This is a genomic window from Kitasatospora cathayae, assembly GCF_027627435.1.
Lineage (GTDB): Bacteria > Actinomycetota > Actinomycetes > Streptomycetales > Streptomycetaceae > Kitasatospora > Kitasatospora cathayae.
In genome coordinates this window covers 7,711,014-7,735,196 of record NZ_CP115450.1, presented here as the reverse complement: position 1 = coordinate 7,735,196, position 24,183 = coordinate 7,711,014, and the positions used below count along the sequence as shown (strand labels likewise).

The 24,183-nt window shown below is 69.4% G+C and carries 21 protein-coding genes; 2 read left to right on the top strand and 19 right to left on the bottom strand.

Features of this window, described 5'->3' with window-relative positions:
- Nucleotides 1–118: 118 nt before the first annotated feature.
- The 9 genes from O1G21_RS34450 to O1G21_RS34410 form a co-directional block, all read right to left on the bottom strand.
- The gene (locus O1G21_RS34450) at nucleotides 119–793 is read right to left on the bottom strand and encodes a cutinase family protein (protein ID WP_270149264.1); all 675 of its coding nucleotides are present in this window, start codon (nucleotides 791–793) and stop codon (nucleotides 119–121) included.
- Nucleotides 794–919: 126 nt separating this feature from the next.
- The gene (locus tag O1G21_RS34445) at nucleotides 920–1,855 is read right to left on the bottom strand and encodes a Gfo/Idh/MocA family protein (RefSeq protein WP_270149263.1); all 936 of its coding nucleotides are present in this window, start codon (nucleotides 1,853–1,855) and stop codon (nucleotides 920–922) included.
- A gap of 125 nt (nucleotides 1,856–1,980) precedes the next feature.
- A complete protein-coding gene (gene dpgD, locus O1G21_RS34440) occupies nucleotides 1,981–2,787 on the bottom strand; it encodes an enoyl-CoA-hydratase DpgD (protein WP_270149262.1) in 807 nt (268 codons plus the stop codon).
- Nucleotides 2,784–4,055 carry a (3,5-dihydroxyphenyl)acetyl-CoA 1,2-dioxygenase DpgC gene (gene dpgC, locus O1G21_RS34435; RefSeq protein ID WP_405000847.1) on the bottom strand — a complete coding sequence of 424 codons (1,272 nt, stop codon included), beginning with the start codon at nucleotides 4,053–4,055 and terminating at the stop codon, nucleotides 2,784–2,786. Before dpgC ends, dpgD begins: the two co-directional genes overlap by 4 nt.
- A gap of 77 nt (nucleotides 4,056–4,132) precedes the next feature.
- Nucleotides 4,133–4,846 (bottom strand): enoyl-CoA-hydratase DpgB, encoded by a 714-nt coding sequence (gene dpgB / locus O1G21_RS34430; protein WP_270149260.1) that lies wholly within the window; start codon nucleotides 4,844–4,846, stop codon nucleotides 4,133–4,135.
- Between the two features lie 11 nt (nucleotides 4,847–4,857).
- Nucleotides 4,858–6,015, bottom strand: coding sequence for a 3,5-dihydroxyphenylacetyl-CoA synthase DpgA (dpgA, locus tag O1G21_RS34425; RefSeq protein WP_270149259.1), 1,158 nt, complete (start codon nucleotides 6,013–6,015; stop codon nucleotides 4,858–4,860).
- A gap of 155 nt (nucleotides 6,016–6,170) precedes the next feature.
- Nucleotides 6,171–7,490: an aminotransferase-like domain-containing protein gene (locus O1G21_RS34420; protein ID WP_270149257.1), complete on the bottom strand. Its 1,320-nt coding sequence runs from the start codon at nucleotides 7,488–7,490 to the stop codon at nucleotides 6,171–6,173.
- Entirely contained in the window at nucleotides 7,487–8,743 is a 1,257-nt protein-coding gene (locus tag O1G21_RS34415) for a cation:proton antiporter (RefSeq protein ID WP_270149255.1), read from the bottom strand. The genes O1G21_RS34420 and O1G21_RS34415 overlap by 4 nt, the downstream gene beginning before the upstream one ends.
- A 31-nt stretch (nucleotides 8,744–8,774) precedes the next feature.
- Complete coding sequence (locus O1G21_RS34410) at nucleotides 8,775–8,990, bottom strand: hypothetical protein (RefSeq protein WP_270149253.1); 216 nt, start codon at nucleotides 8,988–8,990, stop codon at nucleotides 8,775–8,777.
- A 193-nt stretch (nucleotides 8,991–9,183) separates the two neighbouring features.
- Between O1G21_RS34410 and hppD the strand changes: the two genes are divergently transcribed.
- Entirely contained in the window at nucleotides 9,184–10,284 is a 1,101-nt protein-coding gene (gene hppD / locus O1G21_RS34405) for a 4-hydroxyphenylpyruvate dioxygenase (RefSeq protein WP_270149250.1), read from the top strand.
- Nucleotides 10,285–10,451: 167 nt separating this feature from the next.
- Here the strand turns inward: hppD and O1G21_RS34400 are convergent, their stop codons facing one another.
- From O1G21_RS34400 to O1G21_RS34385, 4 genes are all read right to left on the bottom strand, one after another.
- The gene (locus O1G21_RS34400) at nucleotides 10,452–11,450 is read right to left on the bottom strand and encodes a ParB N-terminal domain-containing protein (RefSeq protein ID WP_270149249.1); all 999 of its coding nucleotides are present in this window, start codon (nucleotides 11,448–11,450) and stop codon (nucleotides 10,452–10,454) included.
- A gap of 522 nt (nucleotides 11,451–11,972) precedes the next feature.
- Nucleotides 11,973–12,581: a D-Ala-D-Ala dipeptidase VanX gene (vanX, locus tag O1G21_RS34395; RefSeq protein WP_270151411.1), complete on the bottom strand. Its 609-nt coding sequence runs from the start codon at nucleotides 12,579–12,581 to the stop codon at nucleotides 11,973–11,975.
- A 5-nt stretch (nucleotides 12,582–12,586) separates the two neighbouring features.
- Complete coding sequence (vanA-Sc, locus tag O1G21_RS34390) at nucleotides 12,587–13,627, bottom strand: D-alanine--(R)-lactate ligase VanA-Sc (protein WP_270149247.1); 1,041 nt, start codon at nucleotides 13,625–13,627, stop codon at nucleotides 12,587–12,589.
- Nucleotides 13,620–14,609: a D-isomer specific 2-hydroxyacid dehydrogenase family protein gene (locus O1G21_RS34385; RefSeq protein WP_270149245.1), complete on the bottom strand. Its 990-nt coding sequence runs from the start codon at nucleotides 14,607–14,609 to the stop codon at nucleotides 13,620–13,622. The genes vanA-Sc and O1G21_RS34385 overlap by 8 nt, the downstream gene beginning before the upstream one ends.
- Before the next feature lie 127 nt (nucleotides 14,610–14,736).
- Here O1G21_RS34385 and O1G21_RS34380 point away from each other — a divergent pair, with 127 nt between their 5' ends.
- Nucleotides 14,737–16,080, top strand: coding sequence for a UDP-N-acetylmuramoyl-tripeptide--D-alanyl-D-alanine ligase (locus O1G21_RS34380; RefSeq protein ID WP_270149244.1), 1,344 nt, complete (start codon nucleotides 14,737–14,739; stop codon nucleotides 16,078–16,080).
- Nucleotides 16,081–16,093: 13 nt separating this feature from the next.
- Here the strand turns inward: O1G21_RS34380 and O1G21_RS34375 are convergent, their stop codons facing one another.
- From O1G21_RS34375 to O1G21_RS34350, 6 genes are all read right to left on the bottom strand, one after another.
- Nucleotides 16,094–17,275 carry a lipid II:glycine glycyltransferase FemX gene (locus O1G21_RS34375; protein ID WP_270149243.1) on the bottom strand — a complete coding sequence of 394 codons (1,182 nt, stop codon included), beginning with the start codon at nucleotides 17,273–17,275 and terminating at the stop codon, nucleotides 16,094–16,096.
- Between the two features lie 87 nt (nucleotides 17,276–17,362).
- Nucleotides 17,363–18,418, bottom strand: a complete 1,056-nt coding sequence (locus O1G21_RS34370; RefSeq protein ID WP_270149242.1) for an endonuclease/exonuclease/phosphatase family protein — start codon at nucleotides 18,416–18,418, stop codon at nucleotides 17,363–17,365.
- Between the two features lie 107 nt (nucleotides 18,419–18,525).
- Nucleotides 18,526–20,112 carry an MBL fold metallo-hydrolase gene (locus O1G21_RS34365; RefSeq protein WP_270149241.1) on the bottom strand — a complete coding sequence of 529 codons (1,587 nt, stop codon included), beginning with the start codon at nucleotides 20,110–20,112 and terminating at the stop codon, nucleotides 18,526–18,528.
- A 23-nt stretch (nucleotides 20,113–20,135) separates the two neighbouring features.
- Entirely contained in the window at nucleotides 20,136–21,425 is a 1,290-nt protein-coding gene (locus O1G21_RS34360) for an FAD-dependent oxidoreductase (protein ID WP_270149240.1), read from the bottom strand.
- Between the two features lie 44 nt (nucleotides 21,426–21,469).
- Entirely contained in the window at nucleotides 21,470–22,648 is a 1,179-nt protein-coding gene (locus tag O1G21_RS34355; protein WP_270149238.1) for a cytochrome P450, read from the bottom strand.
- A 34-nt stretch (nucleotides 22,649–22,682) separates the two neighbouring features.
- Nucleotides 22,683–24,149, bottom strand: coding sequence for a tryptophan halogenase family protein (locus tag O1G21_RS34350; RefSeq protein WP_270151410.1), 1,467 nt, complete (start codon nucleotides 24,147–24,149; stop codon nucleotides 22,683–22,685).
- Between the last annotated feature and the right edge of the window lie 34 nt (nucleotides 24,150–24,183).

The following is a 24,183-nucleotide window of genomic DNA, read 5'->3' as shown; positions in this document are numbered from 1 at the left end:
TCTTGTCTGTACGCGGCCACACTAGGGAACGGGGATGACATCCCGATGACGCGCTCCCCGCCCCGGGCGGGTGGCGCGGGAGCGCGTCATCGGGACCGGGCCGACGGGCGCCCGACGACTACCAACTCGCCGGGTACCAGGCGCCGTTGTACCACTGCTCGTTGGCGCTGTCGTTGTGGTGGTCCATGTTGAAGTCTTCGGGGTAGTTGTTGACGTGGTTGGCCGGGTAGGTCCAGATGCCGGCGGACTCGTCGCAGACGTAGTCCCAGTGGCAGATCGTCTTGACCGGCACGTTGCCGAAGAACCGGTCGGCGCCGGCGAGCGGCGCCCCGATGATGCCGCCGAAGGGCACCGCGCCGCCGTTGGCTCCGGGAGGGCCCTGGCGCTTGGGGTCGGCGATCAGGATGGCGTTGACGTTGTCGAAGGTCTGCCAGTTCTCGGTGACCCAGACGTGCACCACCCCGGCGCCCAGGGAGTACCCGGCCATCTTGACGTGCTGGCCCGGACACGCGGCGCGCTGGTCGCGGACCAGCCGGTTCAGCTCGTTGACTCCCGCCCGCGTGCTGGCGCCGTTGGGGATCTGGGTGGGGTACCCGACGTGCTGCTGGATGTTGCCGCGGAAGCCGTCGTTGTTCCACGAGCTGCCGGTGCCCCCGACGACGATCGTGTAGGTGCCCTCGCACGGAGCGGTCACCCGCGTGGTGGCCGCTTGTGCGGTGGCACCCTGAGCCACCGTCAGCCCGAGCGTCAGCAGGAGTCCGGCCGCGGCGGCGGCGATCCTTCGAGCTTGCATTCCATCCTCCCCATGAGGTCGGCCGCCCCGCCCGCTCGGTCGCGGCACGCGGTCGGCCCAGGTCACCGGACGACCATGGCAGCGGCCGATGACATACCGATGAAGCGCCGCACCCCGCCCGGCCGGTCAGACCGCCTCGATGCGTTCCACGATCAGCTCGCACAGCTCGTGGGTGCGCAGCGCGTCGTGGGCGTCCAGGGTCTTCCCCGCCCGGACGGCGTCCAGGAAGGTCAGCACGCACTGCTCGATCCCGCGCTGGCGGGCCACCGACACCCAGTCACCGCGCCGGCGCACGGTCGGCTGGCCGCGGTGGTCGATCACCTCGGCCAGGTTGCGCACCTCGCGCTTGGAGTCGCCGCCGGAGACCTCCAGCACCTCCTCGGTCGAGCCGGACACCCGGTTCATGATCCCCAGCGCGGTGAACCCCTCCCCGCCGAGCGTGAGCACCACGTGCTCCACCAGGCCGTCCCGGTTCTTCCGGGCCCGGACGTCCACGTCCTCGATCTCGCCGGGGACCAGGAACCGCAGGGTGTCCACGACGTGCACGAAGTCGTCGAAGACCAGCGTCCGAGCGGCCTCGGCGAGGCCCTCGCGGTTCTTCTGCAGCACGATCAGGTCGCGGGGGCGCTCCAGCGCCTGCGCGTAGCCGGGCGCGTGGCGCCGGTTGAACCCGACCATCAGCGAACGGCCCGTACGGTCGGCCAGGTCGACCAGCTTGCGCGAGCCGTCCAGGGTGTGGTCCAGCGGCTTGTCCACGTACACGTCCACGCCGGCTGTCAGCAACTGCTCGACGATCGGCACGTGTTGGCTGGTCGCGGCATGGACGAACGCCGCCCGGATGCCGCTGTCGATCAACTCCCCGAGATCGGTGAACCGCTTCTCGGCCGCGATCCGGTACCCGTCCCCGATCCGGTGCAGCTTCGCCCCGTCCCGGGTCATCAACCGCACGTCCAGCCCCGGCAATCCGCCCAGAACCGGCAGGTACGCCTTCTGCGCGATGTCACCGAGCCCGATGACCCCGATCGGAAGAAGGCCGCCAGCAGGGACAGAGGTCGAATTCAACAGCTTCTCCATGAGTACGCGCCGACACCATCACCCCCACCCTATTCACCCGCTCGCGCACGTCCGCGGCGTCGCTCCGATCGAGCGACGCCGCGGACCCGCGACCACGGCCGAACCTGACGACCTCAGCGTCCCAGCCAGCGGGGCGAGCGCCCTTCGGCGAACGCCCGCGGCCCCTCGACCGCGTCCTCGCTGTGCCGACGACGCCGCTCCCACTCGTACGAGGCGGAGAACGCCTCCTCCAGCGGGATGTCCACCGAACGCATCACCGCCTCCTTGATCGCCCGCACCGCCAGCGGTGCACTGCGCAGCAGGTCCGCGGTCCATTCGGCGACGCAGTCGTCGAGTTCCTCGGCCGGTACGACCTGGTTGACCAAGCCGAAGCGCAGTGCCTCGGCCGCGGTCATCCGCCGTCCCGTCAGCAGGTACCCCATCGCGGCCTTGAGCGGCACCTGCCGGGCGAGTCGGAAGGCGCCGCCCGCACCCGGTACCAGGCCGAGCCGGGCTTCCGGCAGGGCGAAGACGGCCCGGTCCGAGGCGACGATCAGGTCACAGGCGAGGGCGAGTTCGAACCCTCCGCCCAGCGCGTAGCCGTCGACCCGGGCCAGCACGGGCTTGGACAGCCGGAACCGCTCGGTCAGTCGTGGCCAGCCGGGCTGGCCGCGACTGCCGAAGCTGGTCCGGGGCACGCCCTGCTCGTCCAGCCGGGACCGCTCGCGCAGGTCCTGGCCGACCGAGAAGGCGCGATGACCGGCACCGGTCAGCACCGCGACCCGGATCTCGTCGTCGGACTCGACGTCGTCCCACACCGCCGCGAGTTCCTCGTGCATCCGCAGGTCCATCGCGTTGAGGACGGCGGGACGGTCGAGCGTGATCCGCGCGACGTGGTCCTTCTTCTCGTACCGGACACGAGGGCGCTCGTCCCCGTTCACTGCGCACCTCGTGGCGGGGCTGCGAGCGTGAAGCGGCCGACCTTGTCCAGCACGTCGGAGCTGTACAGCCGCAGGGCCTGCTGGACGGCGAACTCGGCCATGTAGCGGCGGAACTCGTCGACGTTCTCCTCCACCAGGTTCAGCATCCGCCGGTTCGCCAGCACTGCCGGTCCGCGCAGCCGGCCGAGGCTCCGCTCGATCGCGGCGTCGAGGTCCTCCGGCTCGTGCACCTCGTCGACCAGGAGCCGGGCGTCCGGCTCGCTTGCCCAGATCCGACGGCCGTCCAGGATCACCTGCCGGGCCAGCCGGCTGCCGGCCCGGCGGGCGAGCCGGAAGTTGGAGGCCCCGGGGATGATCCCCTCCTTGGCCGCGGGGAGGCTGAGGAAGGCGTCCGAGGCGGCCAGCACCCGGTCGAAGACCAGCAGGAGCTGGGTACCGCCACCGATGGCGAAGGTGTCCACAGCGGCCACCCAGGGCTTCTCGACGGTTCGGGACGACCAGTGCGCGCTGGAGTCGTCCAGCAGGCCCCGCCAGATCTTGTGGATGTAGCCGAGCTCCCGGCGCAGCAGGAAGTCGACGAGGGAGATGCCGCCACCGTGCAGGGACTTCAGGTTGATGCCGGCGCTGAAGACCCGTCGGCCGCGGTAGCGCGGATGCGTCATGACACCACCGCGCAGTAGCCCCACTTCGACGCCGGGGTCGAGCAGCGCGAGGTCGACGGCGGTCTCCATGTCGTCGATCTGCCGGTCGTCCTCGGCGTTCAGGCAGTCGTCCCGGCACATCGTGAGCCGTGCCACCCCGTCGGTGCGTTCGAGGCGCACGGAGCCGAGATCCGCCCAGCCGTTCGCCCGGAAGTCCGGCAGCAGGGCCAGGGCGCGCGGAGTCGGGCGCAGCATCGCGTCGAGCAGATGCGGGCCGGACCTGGGGGAGCCCAGGATGCGGCCGAGGAACAGGCCTTGGTCGATCTCGTGCCCCTCCTTGGCCGCCTGCGGCCGGTCACGTTCGGCGGCCAGCCGTTCGTCCGTGGGCACCAGCCCGGGGAAGACCGCTGCGGCGACCCGAACGAGTTCCTCGATCCTGAGGTGACCGCTGCGGCCGTCGGTCAGCTCGTCGTAGACCGCGTCCGTGTGGGCGTCGAGGAAGGCGGCACGCACGGTGCGCGCGGCCTCGACCGCCTTCAGGGCAGCTGCCCGCTGCTCCTCCGAGCGCCGTTCGGGATCGGGCAGGGCGGCCAACAGCTCGTCGGTGCGCCGGGCGGTCTCGGCCAGGACCGTCCGGGCGACGGGCAGGGCACCACCCGCCGCCCGGACGGCATCCAGCACGCCCGCCCCGGCCTTGTCGCCGGTCACGACGCGGCCCCGACGGCTGCTCGGCGCAGCGCGCGGTCGCATGCTGCGAGGTGGACGCCGAGCGCCTCGTCGAAGCCGGTCGTGACGGCGTCGTCCAGCAGCTGGCGCCGGATGGCCAGTTCGGTCCCGGAGACGGCGCCGGCGCGGGTGGCGGCCAGGGCGTGGGCGCTCACCGGGTCGGCCGACACCTCGTCGAGCAGCTGGAGTTCGAGCGCCTCGGCGAGCTCGACGGGCGTGCCGAAGAGCACTGCCCGGCGGATGGCGGAGGCGCCGGCGCCGCGCTGGGCGAGCCGGTAGACGGCCATCCCCGGCCAGGTGGCCCCGGCGTCGACCGGCACCACGAGGCGCACGGCGCCGGTCGCGATGCGGTAGTCGGTGGCCAGCAGGGTGTCCAGGGCGATCCCGCCGCAGTCGCCGTGGGCGACGGCGACGGTCGGAGCGGGGAGTCGTTCGAGGCGGCGCAGAGCGCGTTCCCACTTGCTCACGGTCGCGACCGTCAGGCCCTCGGGCCACCGCCCCTCGGGGCTGCCCGACACCTCGACCACCACCCGAGCCCTTCCGGTGCTGTCCTCGGCGGCGTCGCAGACGCCGTTCACCGTGGAGACCACCTCGGCCGAGATGGGCCGGCGACCGTCGATCCGCAGCAGCAGGACGTCCGGGTCCGTCCGGTCGGCCCGCTCCGGCGAGGTGGCCGTGCCCCTGTTCTCCATCGGATTCCCCCTCACCATTGCACCAGTGCGGTCTCGATCGTCGAACCGGGTCCCATGGTCATCAGGACGCCGTAGTCGCCGGCCCGGGTGACCCCCTCCCGCAGCAATCGCTCGTAGGAGAACAGGAAGGAGCCGCTCGACAGGTTGCCGTAGTCGCGCAGAACGCCGGTGGTGTGCCGCACGTCGTGGCGGGTGAGCCCGAGGTTGACCCGGACGGCGTCGATCACCTTCTTGCCACCGGAGTGCACCAGCCAGTGGCTGATGTCGCTGCGGCGCAGCCCGGCGTTCCCGAGCAGGCGGTCGACGACCTGTTCCGCGTTGGCGCCCACCACGTAGGGCACGTGCGGGTCGAGGTAGAAGCTGAACTTCCCCTGGGCGTCGTCCCAGTCGTAGCGCATCGCGCCGATCGCCTCGGTGATCAGGTGGCTCGCGAAGCCCAGGATGCGGGGGCTGCCGGGTGCCGGCGGGACGTCGGCCGGCGCGTAGGCCGTGTCCGGGCCGTCGGCGACCAGGGCGATTGCGGCCGCGCCGTCACCGAAGAGGCTGTTGACCACGGCGGTGCGCATGGTGCCGTCGATCACGTACGCGGCGGAGCAGGCCTCCGCGCAGAGCAGGACGGCGACCTTGCCGGGGTTTGCGTGGGCCCAACTCGCGGTTGCGTTGAGGGCGTTGAGGCCGGCGTTGCAGCCCATGCCGACCACGTCCACCCGGCTGGTCCTGGGGAGGATCCCCATCTCGCGGATCAGCAGGGCACTCAGCCCGGGAGTGAGGAATCCCGTGGTGGTCGTGCAGCAGAGGTAGTCGATGTCGGACAGCTCGATGCCCGCGTCGCCGAGGCAGGCTCGCACCGCCCGGGCGCCCATCTCCAGGGCGAGCCGCTTGTGCTTGTCGAGCAGTTCCCCCTGCGCCTCCGGGAGGACGGCGCCGTCGGCGTCCCGGGGCGGGAGGGAGAGGAAGCGGCGTTCGATGGCGCTGTTGAGGAAGACCGAGCGGACCTTGGGCTCGGTGATCCGGAAGATGTCGAGCAGCTCGCGCTGCGTGTAGGAGGTCTCGGTGGTCGCCGTGCCGACACCCGTGATGCGGGCGACGCCCGCACCGTTCTTGGCATCGGGGCAGGCCGGGTCCAGGAGGCCGGTGCCGGGGGCCGGAAGGCTCGGGCTCGTGGTCATCGGAAGGTCCATCCCCACATCCGGGTCTTGCTGCGAACGAGTCGTACTACTGCCAACACGTGCTGAACCCCTTCCCTACGTGAAGGGCCCGCGACGGTTCGCCGCGGGCCCGGTGTCGCCCTGCCCCGGTCGGTGGCAGGGCCGGGGCGGCGGCCTCAGGGCCTCGCCGCCTGGTCCTTGATGAAGCACGCCAGCCGCTCGACACCATCGGCGATCTCCGCGTGGGTCAGGTAGCTGACGGACAGCCGGATGACCCGCTCCCCACCGCCACGCGGGTAGAAGTAGGACATCGGCGTCCAGATCACCCCGAACTGCTCCGCCGAGCGCTCCAGCGCCGCGTTGTCGGCGTGGAACGGAACGGTCAGTGACAGGAAGAACCCGCCGCTCGGCTCGTTCCAGCGCACACCCAGCGCCACCCGTTCCTCCTCGGGGAACGCCTCGGCGAGCCGGGCCAGCGTGGTGCGCATCGCGTCGCCGTAGTACGCGGCGGTCTCGACGTTCAGATCGGCGGCCCGCCCACCGGCGGAGAGCAGCATGCCGGCGACGACGGCCTGGCTGAGGGACGGGGTGTTGACCGTCACCATGCTCTTGATCCTGGTGAGTTCGGCCGCCAGCAGTCCCGTCCGCCCGGTGTCGTCCACCACCGGCTGGTCCGCGACGGCGTATCCCACCCGGGCACCGGGGAACAGCGTCTTGGAGAGGGAGCCGAGGTGGACGACCCGCCGCGCCCGGTCGAGGGACTTCAGGGTGGGCAGCTGCCGCCCCGGGCTGACCAGCCGGTACGGGCTGTCCTCCAGGATCAGGAGGTCGTACCGGTCCGCCAGTTCGAGCAGTTCGTGCCGGGTCTCCAACGGGATGGTGCTGCCGGAGGGGTTCGAGTGGTCCGGGGTCACGTAGAACGCCCGCGGCCGACGACCGCGCGCCCGCTCGGCGAGGACGGCCGCCTCCAGGTCCTCACAGCGGAACCCCTTGTCGCCCTCCTCGACGGGGGTGAGATCGACGTCCAGCAGGGCCGCCACGCCCGTGATCCCCACATAACACGGGCTGGACACCAGCAGGACGTCCTCGGGGCCCCGGATCAGCGCCCGCACCGCGAGGAACATGGCCTCCTGGCACCCCACCGTGACCACCACGGACTCCGCCGGGACGTCGATGCCCTCGTCCTTGCGCAAGGAGTCCGCGATCAGCTCCCGGATCTGTCCGCTGGTCGGCCCGTACTGGAACAGTGACGAGCGGATCTGCCCCGGCGAGGCCCCGTTGGCCTCCAGATGGTCCAGGTAGCGATGGAGGTGATCGAAGATCTGCTCCGTCTCGAAGAACCCGTCGTAGGGGCGACCGGGCGCGAAGGAGACCGCCTCCGGGTAGCGGTGGGTGACCTCGTTGAGGAAGTTCATGGTGTCCAGCACCGGGTCGCCGAGACTCGCGTGCAGGTCCGCGGTGTGCAGAGCACCCGGCTGCGGCCCGGGCCGAGTCATCGGGCCACCGCCGGCGCGAGCTGGCGGCTGGACCCGAGTGCCCTGACCACGGGCGACGTCACTGCCGTGGTGATCAGGGCCATCAGGACCAGTATCGTGAACAGCGTCTCGTTCATCACCCCGAGGTCCAATCCGATGTTGAGGACTATGAGTTCGGTCAGACCTCGACAGTTCATCAGCGCGCCCAGCGACAGTGCCTCGCGCCACGGCCGTCCGCTCAGCCTCGCCGAAACGCCACCGCCGCCCCATTTTCCGACCAGCGCCACCGCGAGGACGGCGCCGAGCCACAGCCATTGCACCGGGTCGGCGGCGAGCATTCCGATGTCGGTACGCAGTCCTGTCGTCACGAAGAACAGCGGCAGCAGCACTGGTACCGCCACTGATCGCAGACGGGCCGCGGCCCGCTCGACGACGGCGGAACGCCTCGGTGTCACCACACCGAACAAGAAGGCGCCGAAGAGGGCGTGCACTCCGATGGCATCGGTCAGCAGCGCGGAGAGGCACGTGCCGCAGAACAGCAGCGCCAACACGGTTCCCTCCTGCCCTTCGCCTCCCGACGTGGCCTGCTTCCAGCGGCTCAGCCGGACGAGCAGCGGGCGCACCACCCGCATCATCACCGCGAAGTACGCCGCCACCATCGCCACGGTCGTCAACGACTCGAGCGGAGCGCCCCCCTTCACGAAGGCCACCACGACCGCGAGCAGGCACCACGCGATGATGTCGCTCGCGGCGGCGCACGCCATTGCCAGGCTGCCGATGGGTGTGTGGTAGAGCCCCTGATCGGTGAGGATCCGGGCGAGCACCGGGAACGCGGTGATGCTCATGGCGACGGCGACGAACAACACGAAGGCGACTCGATCGGTCCCCCGTGGAGCGAACGAGTCGAACATGCCCAGGGCGAGCAGGCCACCGAGCAACAGCGGCAGCAGGATGCTGACTTGGCTGATGACCGCCGCAGCGCGGCCATTGCCCCGCAAGTGGCCGAGGTCGAGTTCGAGCCCGATCAGGAACATGAAGACGAACAGCCCCAGTTGCCCCAGAACCTCGATGTGGTCCGTGACCCCCGGAGCGAAGAGGTACGACTGCGCCTGAGGCCACAGCCGGCCGAGCAGAGAGGGACCGAGCAGGATGCCCGTCACGATCTCGCCCACGACGGGAGGCTGCCCCAGCCGGCGGAGCAACGCGGCGCCGACACGACAGGCGAGGATCACAACCGGCAGTGCCAGGAGCAGCCGGGATATCTGTTCTGACACGAACTCTCCTCGGGGCGCGGGAGCCGGGTATTCAGTCTCGGGCGAGTTCCTCGTGCTCGGCGAGGTGCTCCAGGTACCGGCGGATGCGGGAGAAGATCTGCTCACTGTCGAAGAATCCGCCATAAGGACGGCCGGGCGCGAAGGAAAACGCGTCGGGATAGCGGAGCGCGACCTCGTTGAGGAAGTACATCGTGTCCAGGACCGGACCGGAGACGCTGCCGCGCAGGTCCGCCTTCCGCAATGTCACCGAGTTCCCCCCACGCGAAATACGTCAATGAGTGTTGGGATTCACCGACTCAGGTTCACACACGGGCAGGCGTTCTGACAACCGCCGTCCAACCGGGAGTCCATCCGTCGAGCGGTCGTCTGCTTTTTTCCCACGGGGCCGTCCAATACAGTTCAAAGAATCCGGCCCTTCTTCTCCTGACCTGGGGGCAGTCATGAGCAAATCAGCAAAGGTGACGGATCCGCTGGCGGATCTCTCCGTCGACTACGTGGAGATGTACGTGGAACAGCTGGAGACGGCTGCCCGCACCTGGGTCGACGAATACGCCTTCACGGTGGTCGGCTCCGGCGACTTCGCCGATCACCGAAGCGTCGCGCTGCGCCACGGACGGATCACCCTGGTACTCACCCAGGCGACGTCGGACGAGCACGTGGCCTCGACCTACGTCACCTCCCACGGAGACGGTGTCGCCGACATCGCCCTGCGCACCGCGGACGTGACCGCGGCCTTCGACGCGGCGGTCGCGAACGGCGCCCGCATCCACCGCCCGCCGACCCCGCACCCGGTCGACGGCCCGACCGTGACGGCTGCCCTCCACGGCTTCGGGGACGTCGTCCACACACTCGTCCAGCGCGCTCCCGGGGAGGGACCGGGGCTGCCCGCCGGCTTCTCCCCGACGCCGCGGACCGGCGACGACCCGACCGGCGTCGTGGGCCTGCTCGACGTCGATCACATCGCGGTGTGTCTGAACACCGGCGATCTCGACCCCACGGTCGACTACTACCTGGCGGCCCTCGGGTTCCGGTGCGTCTTCGAGGAGCACATCGTCGTCGGCAGGCAGGCCATGGAGTCGAAGGTGGTGCAGAGCCCGTCGGGCTCGGTCACCCTGACGCTCATCCAGCCCGACCCTTCGGCGGACCCGGGACAGATCGACGAGTTCCTCAAGGCCCACCAGGGGTCCGGCGTCCAGCACCTGGCCTTCTCCTCGCCGGACGCGGTCCGTTCGGTGCGGGCCCTGACCGACCGGGGCGTCAGCTTCCTCACCACTCCCCCGGCCTACTACGACCTACTGGGCGAGCGGATCGACCTGAGCGGGTCCAGGTTGGACGACCTCCGGGCGACGAACGTGCTCGCCGACGAGGACCACGGCGGCCGGCTCTTCCAGATATTCACGGCGTCGACCCACCTGCGGCACACGCTGTTCTTCGAGGTCATCGAGCGCCAGGGCGCCGAAACCTTCGGCAGCGCGAACATCAAGGCGCTCTACGAGGCCGTGGAGCTGGAGAGGACGGGGCAGCGTGGGCTACGGCGATGAGGTCTCGGGCGCTCCGGCCCACTGCCGGCTCCGTGCCTTCGTCTCCGACTGACAAGCGAAAGTCGCCGAAGTCCCTCCACCGCGCGGGGGGGGGACTTCGGCGACGTCACCGGCTCGCGTCCGCGACCAACTGACCGTTTTCGACGCTTGGACGCGGCGACGGCCGACTACGCGGATTCGGCCCCCCTGCGCCCCAGCCGAAGGGCCAGCTCCGACCACATCCCCGCGTACTCGTCGGCCAGGTAGGCCACGATGCCGCTGCAGTGGGGCGGCACGTTGTCGATGATCCGCTGCCACTCCTTCGCGTTGATCGCCTGGAGGTTGAGCAGCCGCAGCAGGGTGCGTCCGGTCTCGCTCAGCCGCAGCGCCGGATCCGCTTTGAGCCGTTGCACGACGACGCTGGGATCCTGCGCCGACGGCCTGCCGGGCACCGCCGCGACGCCGATACCGCGCGGTGGCGCCGAGTCCCTCACCTCCAGGTTCGCGGGTTCCGGCCCCCTGCCCTGCCGACTGGGCAGCGGATCCTCTCCCCGGCGGAGCCGGCTCCTCACATCGCGGGCCGTCTCGGGGGATATGCCCGCCATTCTGGCGATCTGACGTAACGACAGGCCTGGGTTCTCGGTGATGAGTTCTCCGGCGATCCTGCGTCCTGCGGCGGCGTTGATCGGGCGGACCCGGCCGTCCTGGCCGATCCTGCTCTCCTCGGCGGCGGACCCACCCGGAAGCCCCCTGCGCATGTCGGCCACCGTGCCGGGTGCGATGCCGGTGACCGACGCGATCATCCGGTCCGACCACTGTGGATGCGAGGTGATGATCCGCGCGGCCGCCCGTTTGCGGTCGGCCTTCGACAAGGGGAGGCCGTGCTTGGTGTTGGACTCGACCGCCAGCACGAACGCGTCGGCCTCGTTGCCCTCGAAGAAGCTGACGGGGACCCTGTCCTGCCCGCGCAGTTCAGCCGCCCTCACACGATGGAGGCCATCGATGACGCGCATCGTCGGACGGTGCACGAGGATGGGCGGAAGCGGAGACTGCACCGCGGAGAGCGCCTCCACGTGGTCAGGGTCCTCCCCCGAGGTCCGCGGCGAATCGACTGTTGACAGTAAGCTGATCTCCACTTCGACGACCGTCTGCTGATCGATCTGCTCCTGCTCGCGCTCCAACGCCATCTCCCTCATGATCTGATTTCCTGTACACGGCTCTGTGAAAGGCACTCAGAAGATCCCCCGTTGGATCTGGCTTGCGTTCCGTTCTGTAACACGGACCTCCAGTGGAATCCCGGTTCTGCCAGGTCAGGGCCTGGACATGGAAGATCGACAGGCATTCGAGAACCAGTCACCCGAATCTACGTGGAAACCGGGGCCAGGCAGAACGCCGCCTCGCCGCCGACATTCGTGAATCTCGTTGCAATGGCATCGCGCTGAACTAGAGGATCTTGCCCCTGGCAAAGGCCATTCTGCTCCCCGGGACGCCGATCGTAACACCATTGCACCAATCGAGGCACTCGCCTACCGGCGAAGGCCTGGTACCCCAGCCATAGATCGTGATCTTTCCACTCGGGGCCGGCGCGGAGACGGGTGCGGCCACCGTTGATCATCGTGACTCGTGTGGAGCAACGATGAGACGGTGGCCGCAGGGGCACGTGGGCGGTGGACCGGGAGCCGTGAAGATCACGGTCTACAGCTGGAGTACTACGCGATGGGGAAATCGAAATAGGTGTCCGGATAGGGCTCGTCGTCGAGCGTGTAATGCCACCACTCGCATTCGTACGCGCTGAAACCGCAGGTCTCCATGACGGACCGCAGGTGCTGACGGTTCCGCGCTTCGACGGACGTGATCCCTCGTGCGCCGTGGTGCGAGACGGGGTCCATCAGGTCGTGGTCGCCGCCCATGGGGACGAGTTCACCCGTGGCCAGCTCATAGAGCGTGAGGTCGACGGTGCTGCCCCGGCTGTGGCCCGACCTGGCGGCCACGTATCCCTTCTCGAACATCTCGGCCCTGGCGATGTTGGGATAGTGCCGCGACTTCGTCCTGCCGTCCTCCGGCTGCTGCGACCAGAGCAGGAAGCAGTCGACTGCGCGCTGCGGGCGGTAGCCGTCCCAGAGCAGCAGGCCGAACCCCCGTGACGCGGCCAGCTCCTGCGCCCGCTCCAGGGCCGTGCACAGAGCCCTCGTGCCGACGACTCGATTGGCCAGGTATCCGTCCACCGGTTTGCCGGTGAAGTTGTCCCACGTGGCGTACTTGGCATCCCAGCGTATTCCGGACACCACCTCGTCCACGAAGACGAAGCCGTCCATCATCGACTTCATCGGATCTTCCCCGTCAAGGCGAGGGAGACGGCCCGGTCGATGACCTCGGAGAGCGGAATGCCCGCGGCCGCCATCATCCTCGGATAACGGCTGTACGAGGTCATTCCGGGGAAGGTGTTGACCTCGTTGAGGACTGCTCGTCCGTCCTCCTTGAGGAACATGTCCACCCGCGCGAGACCGCTGCACCCCAAGGCGCGGTACACGGCCTTGGCCGCCTCCTGGACGAGCAGCCGTGACTCCTCGGGGATGTCGGCGGGAACGACCGCCACGGAGTTCTCGGAACCGGTCTCGGGGGAGTCTTCCTGATGGATCCTGAAGAATCCGTGCGAGAGCGCGATCCGGTCCACTTCGCCCACGACGAGGTCCGACCCGTTCCCGAGGACGGCGCAGCCGATCTCGCTGCCGACGACGGCCTCTTCGATCAGCACCTTCGAGTCGTACTGCCGTGCCGTTTCCACCGCACTCGGAAGTTCCTCTTCCCGGGACACCTTGGTGACGCCGAAGGAGGATCCCGATCGGGCCGGCTTCACGAAGACCGGATAGCTGAGCCGGGCGGGATCGATGGTCTCGTCCGCCGTGACGGTCCAGAAGTCCGGCGTCGCGATCCCGGCGCTCCTGGCGACGACATAGGCAAGGGATTTGTCCATGCACAGAGCGGAACTCTGGACGTCGCAGCCGATGTAGGGGATGCCGGCGAGTTCCAGCAGACCCTGCATCGCGCCGTCCTCGCCGAGCCTGCCGTGCAGCACGGGCAGCACGACGTCCAGACGGATCGTTTCGTAGCACCCCTGCTCCAGAGTGAGCAGTCCGTGCACGTCGCTGCCCGGCGACAGCACGACGGGGCGGCAGTCGCCGTTCTCCCACTCCCCGTCGGGCCCGTCGCAGAGCTTCCAGGCACCGCTCTTCGTGATCCCGACGTAGAAGGGTTCGTACTTCTCGAGATCCAGGTTCCGGGCCACCTCTCGCGCGGACTTGACGGAGACGAAGTGCTCCTCGGAACGGCCCCCGAAGATGATGCCGACCTTCAACCTAGCCATGCTGACTCCTGCTTTCGAATGCCAGGCAGTTGGTGAGAGAGTTCTCCACGGTGTCGCGCAGGGCGTGATCCGTGTAGTAGGCGGTGTGCGGACTGATGAGCGCGTTCGGCAGTTCCTGCAGCCGCAACAGCGCCTTGCTTTCTATGGGTTTGTCCCGGCAGTCGGCGTAGAAGACGCCTTCCTCGCCCTCGACGACGTCCAGCGCCGCGCCGCCCAGCCTGCCGTTCTCCAGCTCCTCCACCAGGGCCTCGGTGTCGATGAGCCCACCACGTCCGGTGTTGACGATCAGCGCGCCGTCCTTCAGCCGCGCCAGGCGTTGCCGATCCAGCAGGTGGTGCGTGGCCCCGGTGAGCGGCACGTGCAGCGTGACCAGGTCGCTGCGCCGCAGCAGTTCGTCGAGCGGGACGTGCTCGACAGCGGCACCGGGACGACCCACTGAGCGGTTGTCATGGGCCAGCATGCGGCAACCGAAACCCCGCAGTCGCTCCAGGACCGCCGCGCCGATACGGCCCGTCCCGATCACGCCGACGGTCAGGTCGCGCAGCTCCCTCCCGCGCACGTCACTCAGTCGGTAGTCGTGCGTGTCGGTGCGACGGACGATGGCTTTCGCATCCCGTACCGCCATCAACATGAGCATCAGCGTGTAGTCGGCCACGCTGTCCGGCGAGTAGGAGACGTTCTCGACGAGGATGCCGATGCGGTCCGCGTACGCCGTGTCGATGTGGTTGTACCCGATGCTCCGCGTGGAGATGTAGCCCACGCCGGCTTCACCGAGGGCACGCAGCGTGGCACGGGTGACCGGAGTCTTGTGGCCGACGCTGATGCACCGGCTGCCGGAGGCCAGTCCACTGTTGGCCTCGGACACCGGTGCGTCGGTGATGGCCGGCTGCACACCGAAGCGGGGCGCCAGCTCGCGGAACAGAACGGCTTCGTCCGGACCGCACCCGTAGATGGTGATACGGGTCCTTTCGCTGTGGGTCATGCCCCCAGTCAAGGCGGTCTGCCGTATCCGGAGCGTATGTGGTTTTCGATATGCCCGTGATACGTCCGACTCCCTTGACTGGAGGCATGACCTACCCAACACCAGGCACGGCCTCCGGGGAGCCGGCGTGATCCCGCTCAGCCTCGCCGAGATCGCCGGGATCGTCGGCGGAAGGGCCGAGGGCGACAGCTCCGTGACCGTGACCGCGCCGGCCGTGCTCGACAGCCGACAGGCCGAGCCGGGCGGCCTCTTCGTCGCCTTCGCCGGCCGGCACGCCGACGGCCATGACTACGCGGAACAGGCCGGGCGGGCCGGTGCGGTGGTCGTGCTCGGCTCCCGGCCCACGGCGCTGCCCACTGTCGTCGTCGAGGACGTCCAGAGCGCGCTGCAGCTGCTCGCCGCCCATGTCGTGGCCCGGCTACGCGACGGACTGACCGTCGTCGGGGTGACCGGCTCGCAGGGCAAGACCGGCACCAAGGACCTGCTGCGGGCGGTGCTTTCGGGCGCCGGGCCGACGGTCGCCACGGCCGGCTCGTTCAACAACGAGTTCGGTGTGCCGCTCACCATGCTGCGCGCCGAACCGGCCACCCGGTTCCTCGTCCTGGAGATGGGGGCCCGCCACGTCGGCGACATCGCCAAGCTCACCGGCCTGGTCGCACCCGACATCGCCGTCGTCCTCAACGCCGGCCTGGCCCACCTCGGCGAGTTCGGGTCGCGCGCCGCCATCGCCAGGACCAAGGGCGAACTGGTGCAGGGGCTCGCGCCCGGCGGCACCGCGATCCTCAACGCCGACGATCCCCGGGTGGCCGCGATGCGCGCGCTCACCGACGGTCCGGTTCTGACCTTCGGCCGGGCGGCCCACGCCGACGTACGGGCCCTCGACCTGGCCCTCGACCGGCACGGCCGGCCGTCCTGCACGCTGCGGACCGCCGCCGCCTCGGCTCACGTCACGCTGCCACTCATCGGCGCCCACCAGGCCCTCAACGCTTCGGCTGCCACGGCGGCAGCACTCGCGGCCGGGGTTCCCCTCGACCTGGCCACGGCGGCGCTGACCACCGCCTCGCTGTCGCCGTGGCGGATGGAGTCGCGCGGCCTCGCCTGCGGGGCGACGCTGATCAACGACTCCTACAACGCCAACCCCGACTCGACCCGCGCCGCCCTGGACGCCCTGGCGGCCATCGAGGGCGGGCGCCGCATCGCCGTACTCGGCGAAATGCTCGAGCTCGGCGACGACAGCGTGGAGGAGCACCGCGCCGTCGGGGCGTACGCCGCCGCCCGGGCCGACGTGGTGGCCGCCGTCGGTGCGGGAGCCCGGCCGATCGCCGACGGTGCGGGAGAGCGGTCAGTGGTCCTCGCCGACAACGACGCGGCCGTCGACTGGCTGCGCGACCGCCTCGCCGCCGGTGACGTCGTACTGGTCAAGGCTTCCCGCGGGGTGCGCCTCGACCAAGTCGCCGCCGCGCTCGCGTAGTCGGCGGTGCGGCTCAGCGTCCGCGCCGCCTCATGTAGAGGTCGAAGACCCGGTAGACCATCGGTCGCAGCGGCAGGTCCCACTCGCCGACGTACCTCACCGCCCGGCCGCCGGTGCCGACTTTGAACTGGACCAGGCCGACGTGCGGGTCGTCGGCGTCGAGGGTGGGGGTGATGCCGCGCAGGTCGTAGACGTCGCAGCCGGCCGCGAGCGCGTCGCGGATCATCGCCCACTGGCAGGCGTTGGAGCCGCGCACCTCGCGCTTCGCGGTGGCGGAGGCGCCGTAGGAGTACACCGCGTGGGCCCCGACCCGGACCAGGACGGTGGCGGCGACCAAGTCGCCCTGGTGGTGGGCCAGGTAGAGCGCGATCCGCTCGGGGTCCTCGGCGCGCAGCGCCGCGAACATGGTCTCGAAGTAGCGCAGCGGACGGGGCGTGAAGTGGTCACGCTCGGCGGTGTGGACGTAGAGGTCGTGGAACGCCTTCAGGTCTTCCGGCTCCCCGCCGCCGACCGTGACCTCGACGCCCTCCTTGGCCGCCTTCTTGATGTTGCGGCGCCACAGCTGGTTCATGCCCCTGAACAGCTCGTCCTCGGTCCTGCCTGCCAGCGGGACCACGTACTTGAACTGCGGATGCCCGACCCCGAACCCGTCCTGCGGGTTCTGCGGCAGCCAGCCCGCCTCCTTCAGCCTGCTGCTCACCCGGGCGCCGACCGGGTCGCCGCCCTGCCGCGGCAGATCGGTCAGCCGGCGGATGTCCGGGTCGGCGATGCCCTCCTTGACCTGGGCGGCGCTCCAGCTGTCCGTCTCCACCGGCGGGCCGAGCCGGATCGCGAACGCGCCGTGCTCCTTGAGGTACGCGGCCAGCGGATCGAGCCACGGACCGATCTCACCGCTCCAGTCGATGACCGGACCCTCGGGTAGGTACGCCAGCGTGAAGCGGTCGAGCCGCGGCACCGGGCGGTGCAGGACGAGCCCGGCACCGACCAGGCCCCGACCGTCGAACCAGCCGAGGGACTCGCTGCGCCACTCGGTCTTGACGCGGCCCCACGCCGGGGTCTGCAGGAAGCTGACCGACCGCTGGGCCCGCACGAACGCCAAGTGCTCGGCGGCGCTGATCGGCCTGACGACCAGCTTCCCGGCTGCTGCTGTCCCGGCTGCGGTTCGACGTGGTTCGCTGGAGGAGTTGTAGGACATGTCGCCAGTCAATCTATCGGGGTGTTGCCTGGGTGTATGCGTTTCTCGATACGCTGACGATATGTCACCACCCGGCAACTCACGGCATTACCAGCTGATTCCGGCCGCCACCGGCCGGTGATCGCTGCCCGTGGCCGGCAACAGCCACGCGCTCTTCGGTTCCACACCGCGGACCAGGATCTGGTCGATCCGCACCACCGGGAACTCCGCCGGCCAGCTGAAGCCGAACCCGTCCCCGGCCACGTCCTGGGCCGACCGCAGCTGCGAGGTGAGGCCGTCGAACGCACGGTCGTCCATGGAGCCGTTGAAGTCACCGAGCACCAGCACCCGCGCACTGCGATCGGCGGCGACCGCCCCGGCGAGCTTCGTCGCGCCGACGTCCCGCGTGTCCGTCCAGAAACCGCCCCTGGGCATCACCCGCACGGAACCCAGGTGCACCACGTACACCGCCAGCGGCCCCTTCTCGGTGGCCACCGTGGTGCGCAGCGCACGAGTCGGCTCCACCGGGACGTCCTCGGGCCGCGGCTTCCCGGCCGACGGGCCGGCCGTGTCCCACAGGACGTCGACCGGCCGGGTGTCGGACAGCGGAAGCTTGCTCCACAGCCCGACCGTGCCCTGCACGGTGTGGTGTGGGTACGCCTTCGCCAGCTCCGTCTCGTACGTGCCCGTGGACCGGTCGGTCAGCTCCTCGAGCGCCAGCACGTCGGCGCCGGAGGCGGCCAGGTCACGGGCGGTGCCGGCCGGATCACGGTTGTCGGCGTTCACGTTGTGGCTGACCACCGTGAGATCGCCGCCCTGGTGGGACTTGTCGCCGAGCAGCCCGCCGAAGAGGGTCAGCCACACGGTGACCGGCAACAGCAGCGCGACGACCGCGGAGGCGGAGCGGCGCCACAGCGCCCCGGCGAGCAGCACCGGGACGAACAGACCGAACCACGGCAGAAAGGTCTCCACCAGACTGCCCAGCCCGGCCCACTCCGGGAGCTGCCCGTGCAGCAGCAGAAGCAGGCCGAGCAGCAGCGCACACGTCGTGAGCACCGGGCCGCGCTTCCACCGGCCCGGCCGGGAGCCGCCCGCGGGCCGGGTTCCTTCGTCGTCGGCCGCCGGGCCGCGCTGCCCGGTCTCGGCCGTGTCCACCTGTGTCATCGTCTGCTCTCCTCGGGACATGCCACAAGAAAAGCCGACCGGACGTTGCCGGCACGTATGCGGTTTTCGACACGCGGACGATATGTGCCGGCGGATAGCCTTTTCGGCTAGGACCAGTGCCATTCGGCCCGGTCGAGCAGATGACCGGACTTGACTCCCTTGCGCGAGCACCATTCCTCGAACTCGGCGATCTGCTGAAGCTGGTAGGAGTCCTCGTTGTAGCTGGTGGCCATCACATGGCCGAGCCAACTCTCCTCGCCCATGGCGTAGATGTACACCTCCTGGGCCCCCAGCTCGGTGACGATCGCGCTCGCCTGCTCCGCGTTGGAGCCGGACAGTTTGCGGGTCTCGCTCATCTTCTTCGGGATCGGCTTGGTGAACAGCGGCTGGTACTTCCAGTTCATCGGCGCACCGTCGCACTCCATGCCGAGGAACGCGATGTCGACCGGTCCGAGATGCCGGCGGACGTAGCGGTAGAGGACCGGATCGAGGCCGGAGGAGTCCGCTCCCACGTAGACGGACTTCCCGCCGAGACGGATCCAGTAGGTCGCCTTGGCGCGGATGTCGAGATCGGCGTGCTCCCCGAAGAACGGAGTGGCGACGATCTTCCCGCCGGGGAAGGCCACCTCGTCGAAGTCGTCCACCTCGATGACGGGGAGCCCGAGGCATTTCAGGAAGAGCGCCGGCGATGGGTCGCACAGATTGCCGCGCGAGCTCCTCGGCACGACGAACGTGCCGACCCGGCCGCGCAGTTGGAGCAGGGTCTCGGACACGAGGTGGTCGGAATGCCCGTGCGTGATGAGGACGTAGTCGATGTGGTCGGGCAGGTCGTCATAGGTGTACCGGCCGGTCGCGCTGGTGTCGGCGCTGATGAACGGGTCCGTGAGGATCGACACCTCGGGCGTCTGCAGGAGGAGGCAGGCATGCCCCAGGTAACGGATCCTGGCGCCGGCCGCGACGTGGCGGTCGGCGGCCAGTCCTGGCTCCGCGACCAGCAGGCGGGACAGTTGGGCGGCTTGCGCGTCGCCGAGTTCCAGCGCCTCGCGGAGCGCGGCCAAGGTGGTGGGCCGGATCCTGGAGCGGAACAGCTCCTCGATGCCGGGGTGCCGGAAGGGGATGGCCAGCTCCAGCACGTCGGGCGAGGGCAGCCGTGGGGTGCTCATCACGAACGGCCGCTCGATGCCCGACTCCACCGAGAGCTGAACCGACTGGCGGTCCTCGGCGTAGGCCTTGCTCTGGTAGACGAGCGGCTCCAGGAAGTGCAGCGAGGCCACGTTGCCGGTGTCGTAGGCGACCTCCACCAGGCCCGCCAGTTCGGGGGGCAGCTTCGGGTAGAGCGGCCTGAGGTCGTAGCCGGTCGCCTCCTCCCGGACGATCTCCTCGGCCTCCGCGATCGCCTGGGCGAACCGGATGATGTCCGCGCGGTCGCGCCGGATCGCCGCCAGCAGCGCCTCGACCTCGCCCTTCCGCTGCCCCTCGATGCCGACGAAGAATCCGCCGCGGAACTTCGGATCGCGGCTGCCCGAGAAGTGCCAGTCCGGGGTCTGCAGGTAGGACTCCAGCATCGGGATCTGCCGGAAGGTGAGGTACATGGCGCCGGTCACCGGAGCCAACGTGTACAGCTGGGCGTAGAACCGGTCGACCAATGGCTCGATGATGGTGTCGGACCGGAGAAAGAGCCGTTCCTCAGTCACTTGTGCTCCTCACGATCGAACGGCTACCGGGCTGCGCCGGGCAGCCACTTCATTCCGTCGGGCGAAACCGCCAGCCCGCCCGGGAACACCGGTCCCCCGGGCGCGGGCGCCCCCTCGCCCCGTGCCGCGAGCGCCTCCTCGCCGGACGACACTCCGGCGGCCAGATCCACGAACGACTCCGGTTCGGGGTGCTCGTCGCCGGTCGCCGCGTGGAACGCCGCGAGGAGCTCGGAGAACGCCCCGAACTCGCGGCGGTACCGCGCCTCGAACTCCGTCAGGGTGGTCTCCTCGTCCAGATCGCCCGCGAGGACGGTGTTGATCGAACGGGCGGCCAGCAGGGCGCTGTAGGTCGCGAGATGGACGCCGCTGGAGAACAGCGGGTCGACGGAACACGCGGCGTCCCCCACCAGGATCATCCCCGGACGCCAGAACGTCGTCCGGTGGTAGGCGTAGTCCTCGCGGACTCGCAACTTCCCGTACTTGCCGGCCGTCACCCGCATCCCCTCCGAGAGCAGATCCGAGATGGTCGGGCATTCGGCGATCAGGGCCTTGAACGCCTCCTCCCGGTCGTCCTGGAGCTTCACGGCCATCTCCCCGCGCACCACCGCACCCACGCTGGTGAGCCCGCCGAACAGCGGGACGTACCAGAACCAGCCCTTGTCGAAGCTCACGCTCAGCGTGTCACCCGAACGCGGCTCCGGCAGCCGCTTGCAGCCGTTCCCGAAGTAGCCGGCCAGCACCAGACCGCGGAAGGACTCCGCGTGGTCGCGAGTGCCGCCGACGCTGGAGGACAGCGGGCTCGCATGGCCTGACGCGTCGATCACGAAACGCGCGCCGACCTCGTGCTCGCCGCCGTCAGCGTCGAGGTACCGCAGGCCGGTGACCCGGTCGCCCTCCTCGACCACCCCGGTGACCGAGCAGCCTTCACGAACCACCACGCCCTTGCGCTTGGCGTTGTTCAGCAGGATCTCGTCGAACCGCGCCCGATCCGCCTGGTAGGCGAACGACGTCGAGCCGGTCAGTCGCGATGACGCCTCGAAGGAGAAGGCCCACGGCTCCGGCCGAGCGCCCCACTGGAACGTCGCACCCCGCTTCACCGGAAAGTCCGTCTCCGCCAGTTCGTCCGTGACGCCGAGCATCCGGCACACCCCGTGAACGGTGGACGGGAGCAAGGACTCACCGACCTGGTAACGCGGAAACACCTCTTTCTCCACCAGGAGCACCCGGTGGCCCTGCATGGCCACCAGGGAGGCCGCGGTCGAACCCGCCGGCCCACCCCCCGCCACCACCACGTCGAACGCTTCCGCCGACATCTCCCACCGTCCCTCGATCGATCGCTGATCCGTCGTGGCGTCCGCTACCAGGTGACCGGCAACCGGTCCGGGCTGTCTATGAACGCGTTGCGGAACTCCACTTCCTCGGCCGGCACGGCCAGGCTCAGTCCGGGGAACCGTCGCCACAGTGCCTGATAGGCGATGCGGAGCACCGCCCTTGCCACCGCGGCGCCCACGCAGTGATGGATGCCGTGCCCGAATCCGACGTGCGGGAGCTGTTCGCGGTTCGCGTCGAGGAGATGGGGATCCGGCGTCAACCCCTCGTCCCGGTTGGCCATGAGGATCGAGCAGAGGACGTACTCCCCCGCCCTGATCAGCTGCCCGCCGACGACGACGTCCCTGACGGCCATGCGCGGAGTCGGCTGCTGCACGGCCGAAAGGAAGCGCAGCAGTTCGTTCACCACGCGGTCGGCCTCCTCGCGGGAGGCGAAGAGCAGCCGCCTCTGGTCGGGATGGTCGAGCAGCGCGAGGACCCCGAAGCCGATCATCCCGGCGACGCTCTCGACGCCGCCGAGGATCAGCGCCGTACAGACGCCCCTCAACTCCTCGTCGCTGATCCGCTCGCCGTGCTCACGCACCAGCGTGCCGAGGAACCCCTCGTCGGGCGCCTTCCGCTGCCGGGTGATGAGAGCGTTCAGGTACCGGTTGAACGCCGCGCTGTCCGCCGCCCGGGCCTTGTACCCGCGGCTGAGGTCGACGTTCTGCCTGACGCGGCGGATGAACTCGCTCCGATCGTCGCGCGGGACCCCGAGCAGCTCGCACAGGGCCTCGCCGCCGACCGGGTCGGCGAACAGCACCTGGAGGTCCGCGGGCGGTCCCGCGGCCTCCATCGCGTCGAGGTGCTCCTCGATGATGCCCTCGATCGCGGGCTCGAGCCGGCGGATCCGTCGGACCGTGAACTCGGGCGTCAACATCCGCCGCAGCCGCGTGTGTTCGGGCGGATCGTAGATCGAGATCTGTCCGGCCAGCTCCGGCGGGACCGGCACCCCTTCGCCGCTGAGCGGTTGTGCCTCGGTCAGCCGGAGCCGCGTCGTGAAGTTCTCGTGATCACCGAGGATCTCGCGCACCACGTCGTAGCCCATGGCTTGCCAGACGTAGTCCGTGCTCATCTGATCGGACGCGTTCCCCTCGATCCGGATCAGCGGGCCGTGCGCCCTGAGGGCGAACATGTCCTCGTGCGGATCGTAGAGCGTCCTCCTCATGTAGTTCGCCGTCGGTCGCACGATCGGCGCGGCCTCATCCACGGTAGGGCATCCACTTCATCCCGTCGGGCGAGGTCACCAGCCCGCCCGGGAACACCGGCTCCTCGGGCGCGGCGTCCTCACCGAGCACCGCTCGCATCTGGACCTGGCCGCCCTCCTGCATCACCTGCTTGACCACGTGCGACGTGAACATCGGCACCATGTCCCCGTCACCGCCGGCGGCCATGTCGTCGACGGCCGCGGCGAACTCGGCGCTGTGCTCGGCGATCCTGGACGCGAGCGCCGCCTCGCCGGACGACACCCCGCCGACCAGGTCCACGAACGATTCCAGCTCCGTGTGCTTGTTGTTCGTGACCTTCTTGGCGTGCCAGAAGTACGACTCCTCGTTCACGTTCATCTCGTAGAACGACACGAGGAACTCGTAGAACACCCCGTATTCGCGGCGGTACCGGGCCTCGAACTCGTCCAGGGCGGTCTTCTCGTCCAGGTCGCCCGCGAGAACGCTGTTGATCGAACGGGCCGCGAGCAGGGCGCTGTAGGTCGCCAGGTGAACGCCGGAGGAGAATACCGGGTCGACGAAACACGCGGCGTCGCCCACGAGGATCATTCCCGGGCGCCAGAACGTCGTCTGGCGGTAGGAGTAGTCCTTGCGCACCCTCAGTTCCCCGTAGTCCCCGGTCGTCACCCGACGCGCGTCCGACAGGTATTCCGAGATCAGCGGACATTCGGCGATCAGGGCCTCGTAGGCCGCTTCCCGGTCCCCCTGGACCTTCTCGGCCATTTCCCTGCGGACTACCGCGCCGACGCTGGTGAGCGTATCGCTCAGCGGAATGTACCAGAACCAGCCGCTGTCGAAGGCGACGCTCAGGATGTTTCCCGAATAGGGCTCCGGGAGCCGTTTGCCGTTCTCGAAGTAGCCGAACAGCGCCAGGCTCCGGAAGAACTCCGAGTAGTCGCGAGTGCCGCCGACGCTGGAGAACAGCCGGCTCTTGTTGCCCGACGCGTCGATCACGAAACGCGCGCTGACCTCGTGCTCTCCGCCGTCAGGGTCGAGATAGCGCAGGCCGGTGACCCGGTCGTCCTCCTCCACGACTCCGGTGACCGAGCATCCCTCACGGACCGTCACACCCTTGCGCTTGGCGTTGTTCAGCAATATCTCGTCGAAGCGCGCCCGCTCCACCTGATAGGCGAACGAGGTCGGCCCGGTCATCCGCGGGGACACCGCGAAGGAGAACGTCCACGGTTCCGGCCTGGCCCCCCACCGGAAAGTACCGCCGCGCTTCACCGGGAAATTCGCCGCCGCGAGTTCCTCGGTGACGCCGAGCATCCGGCACACTCCGTGAACGGTGGACGGAAGCAACGACTCACCGATCTGGTACCGCGGGAAAACCTCTTTCTCCAGCAGGAGCACCCGGTGGCCCTGCATTGCCACCAGGGAGGCCACGGTCGAGCCCGCCGGCCCGCCACCCGCAACCACCACGTCGAACGTTTCCACCGACATCTCCCACCATCCCTCAATTGAGTTCTTTGCGATT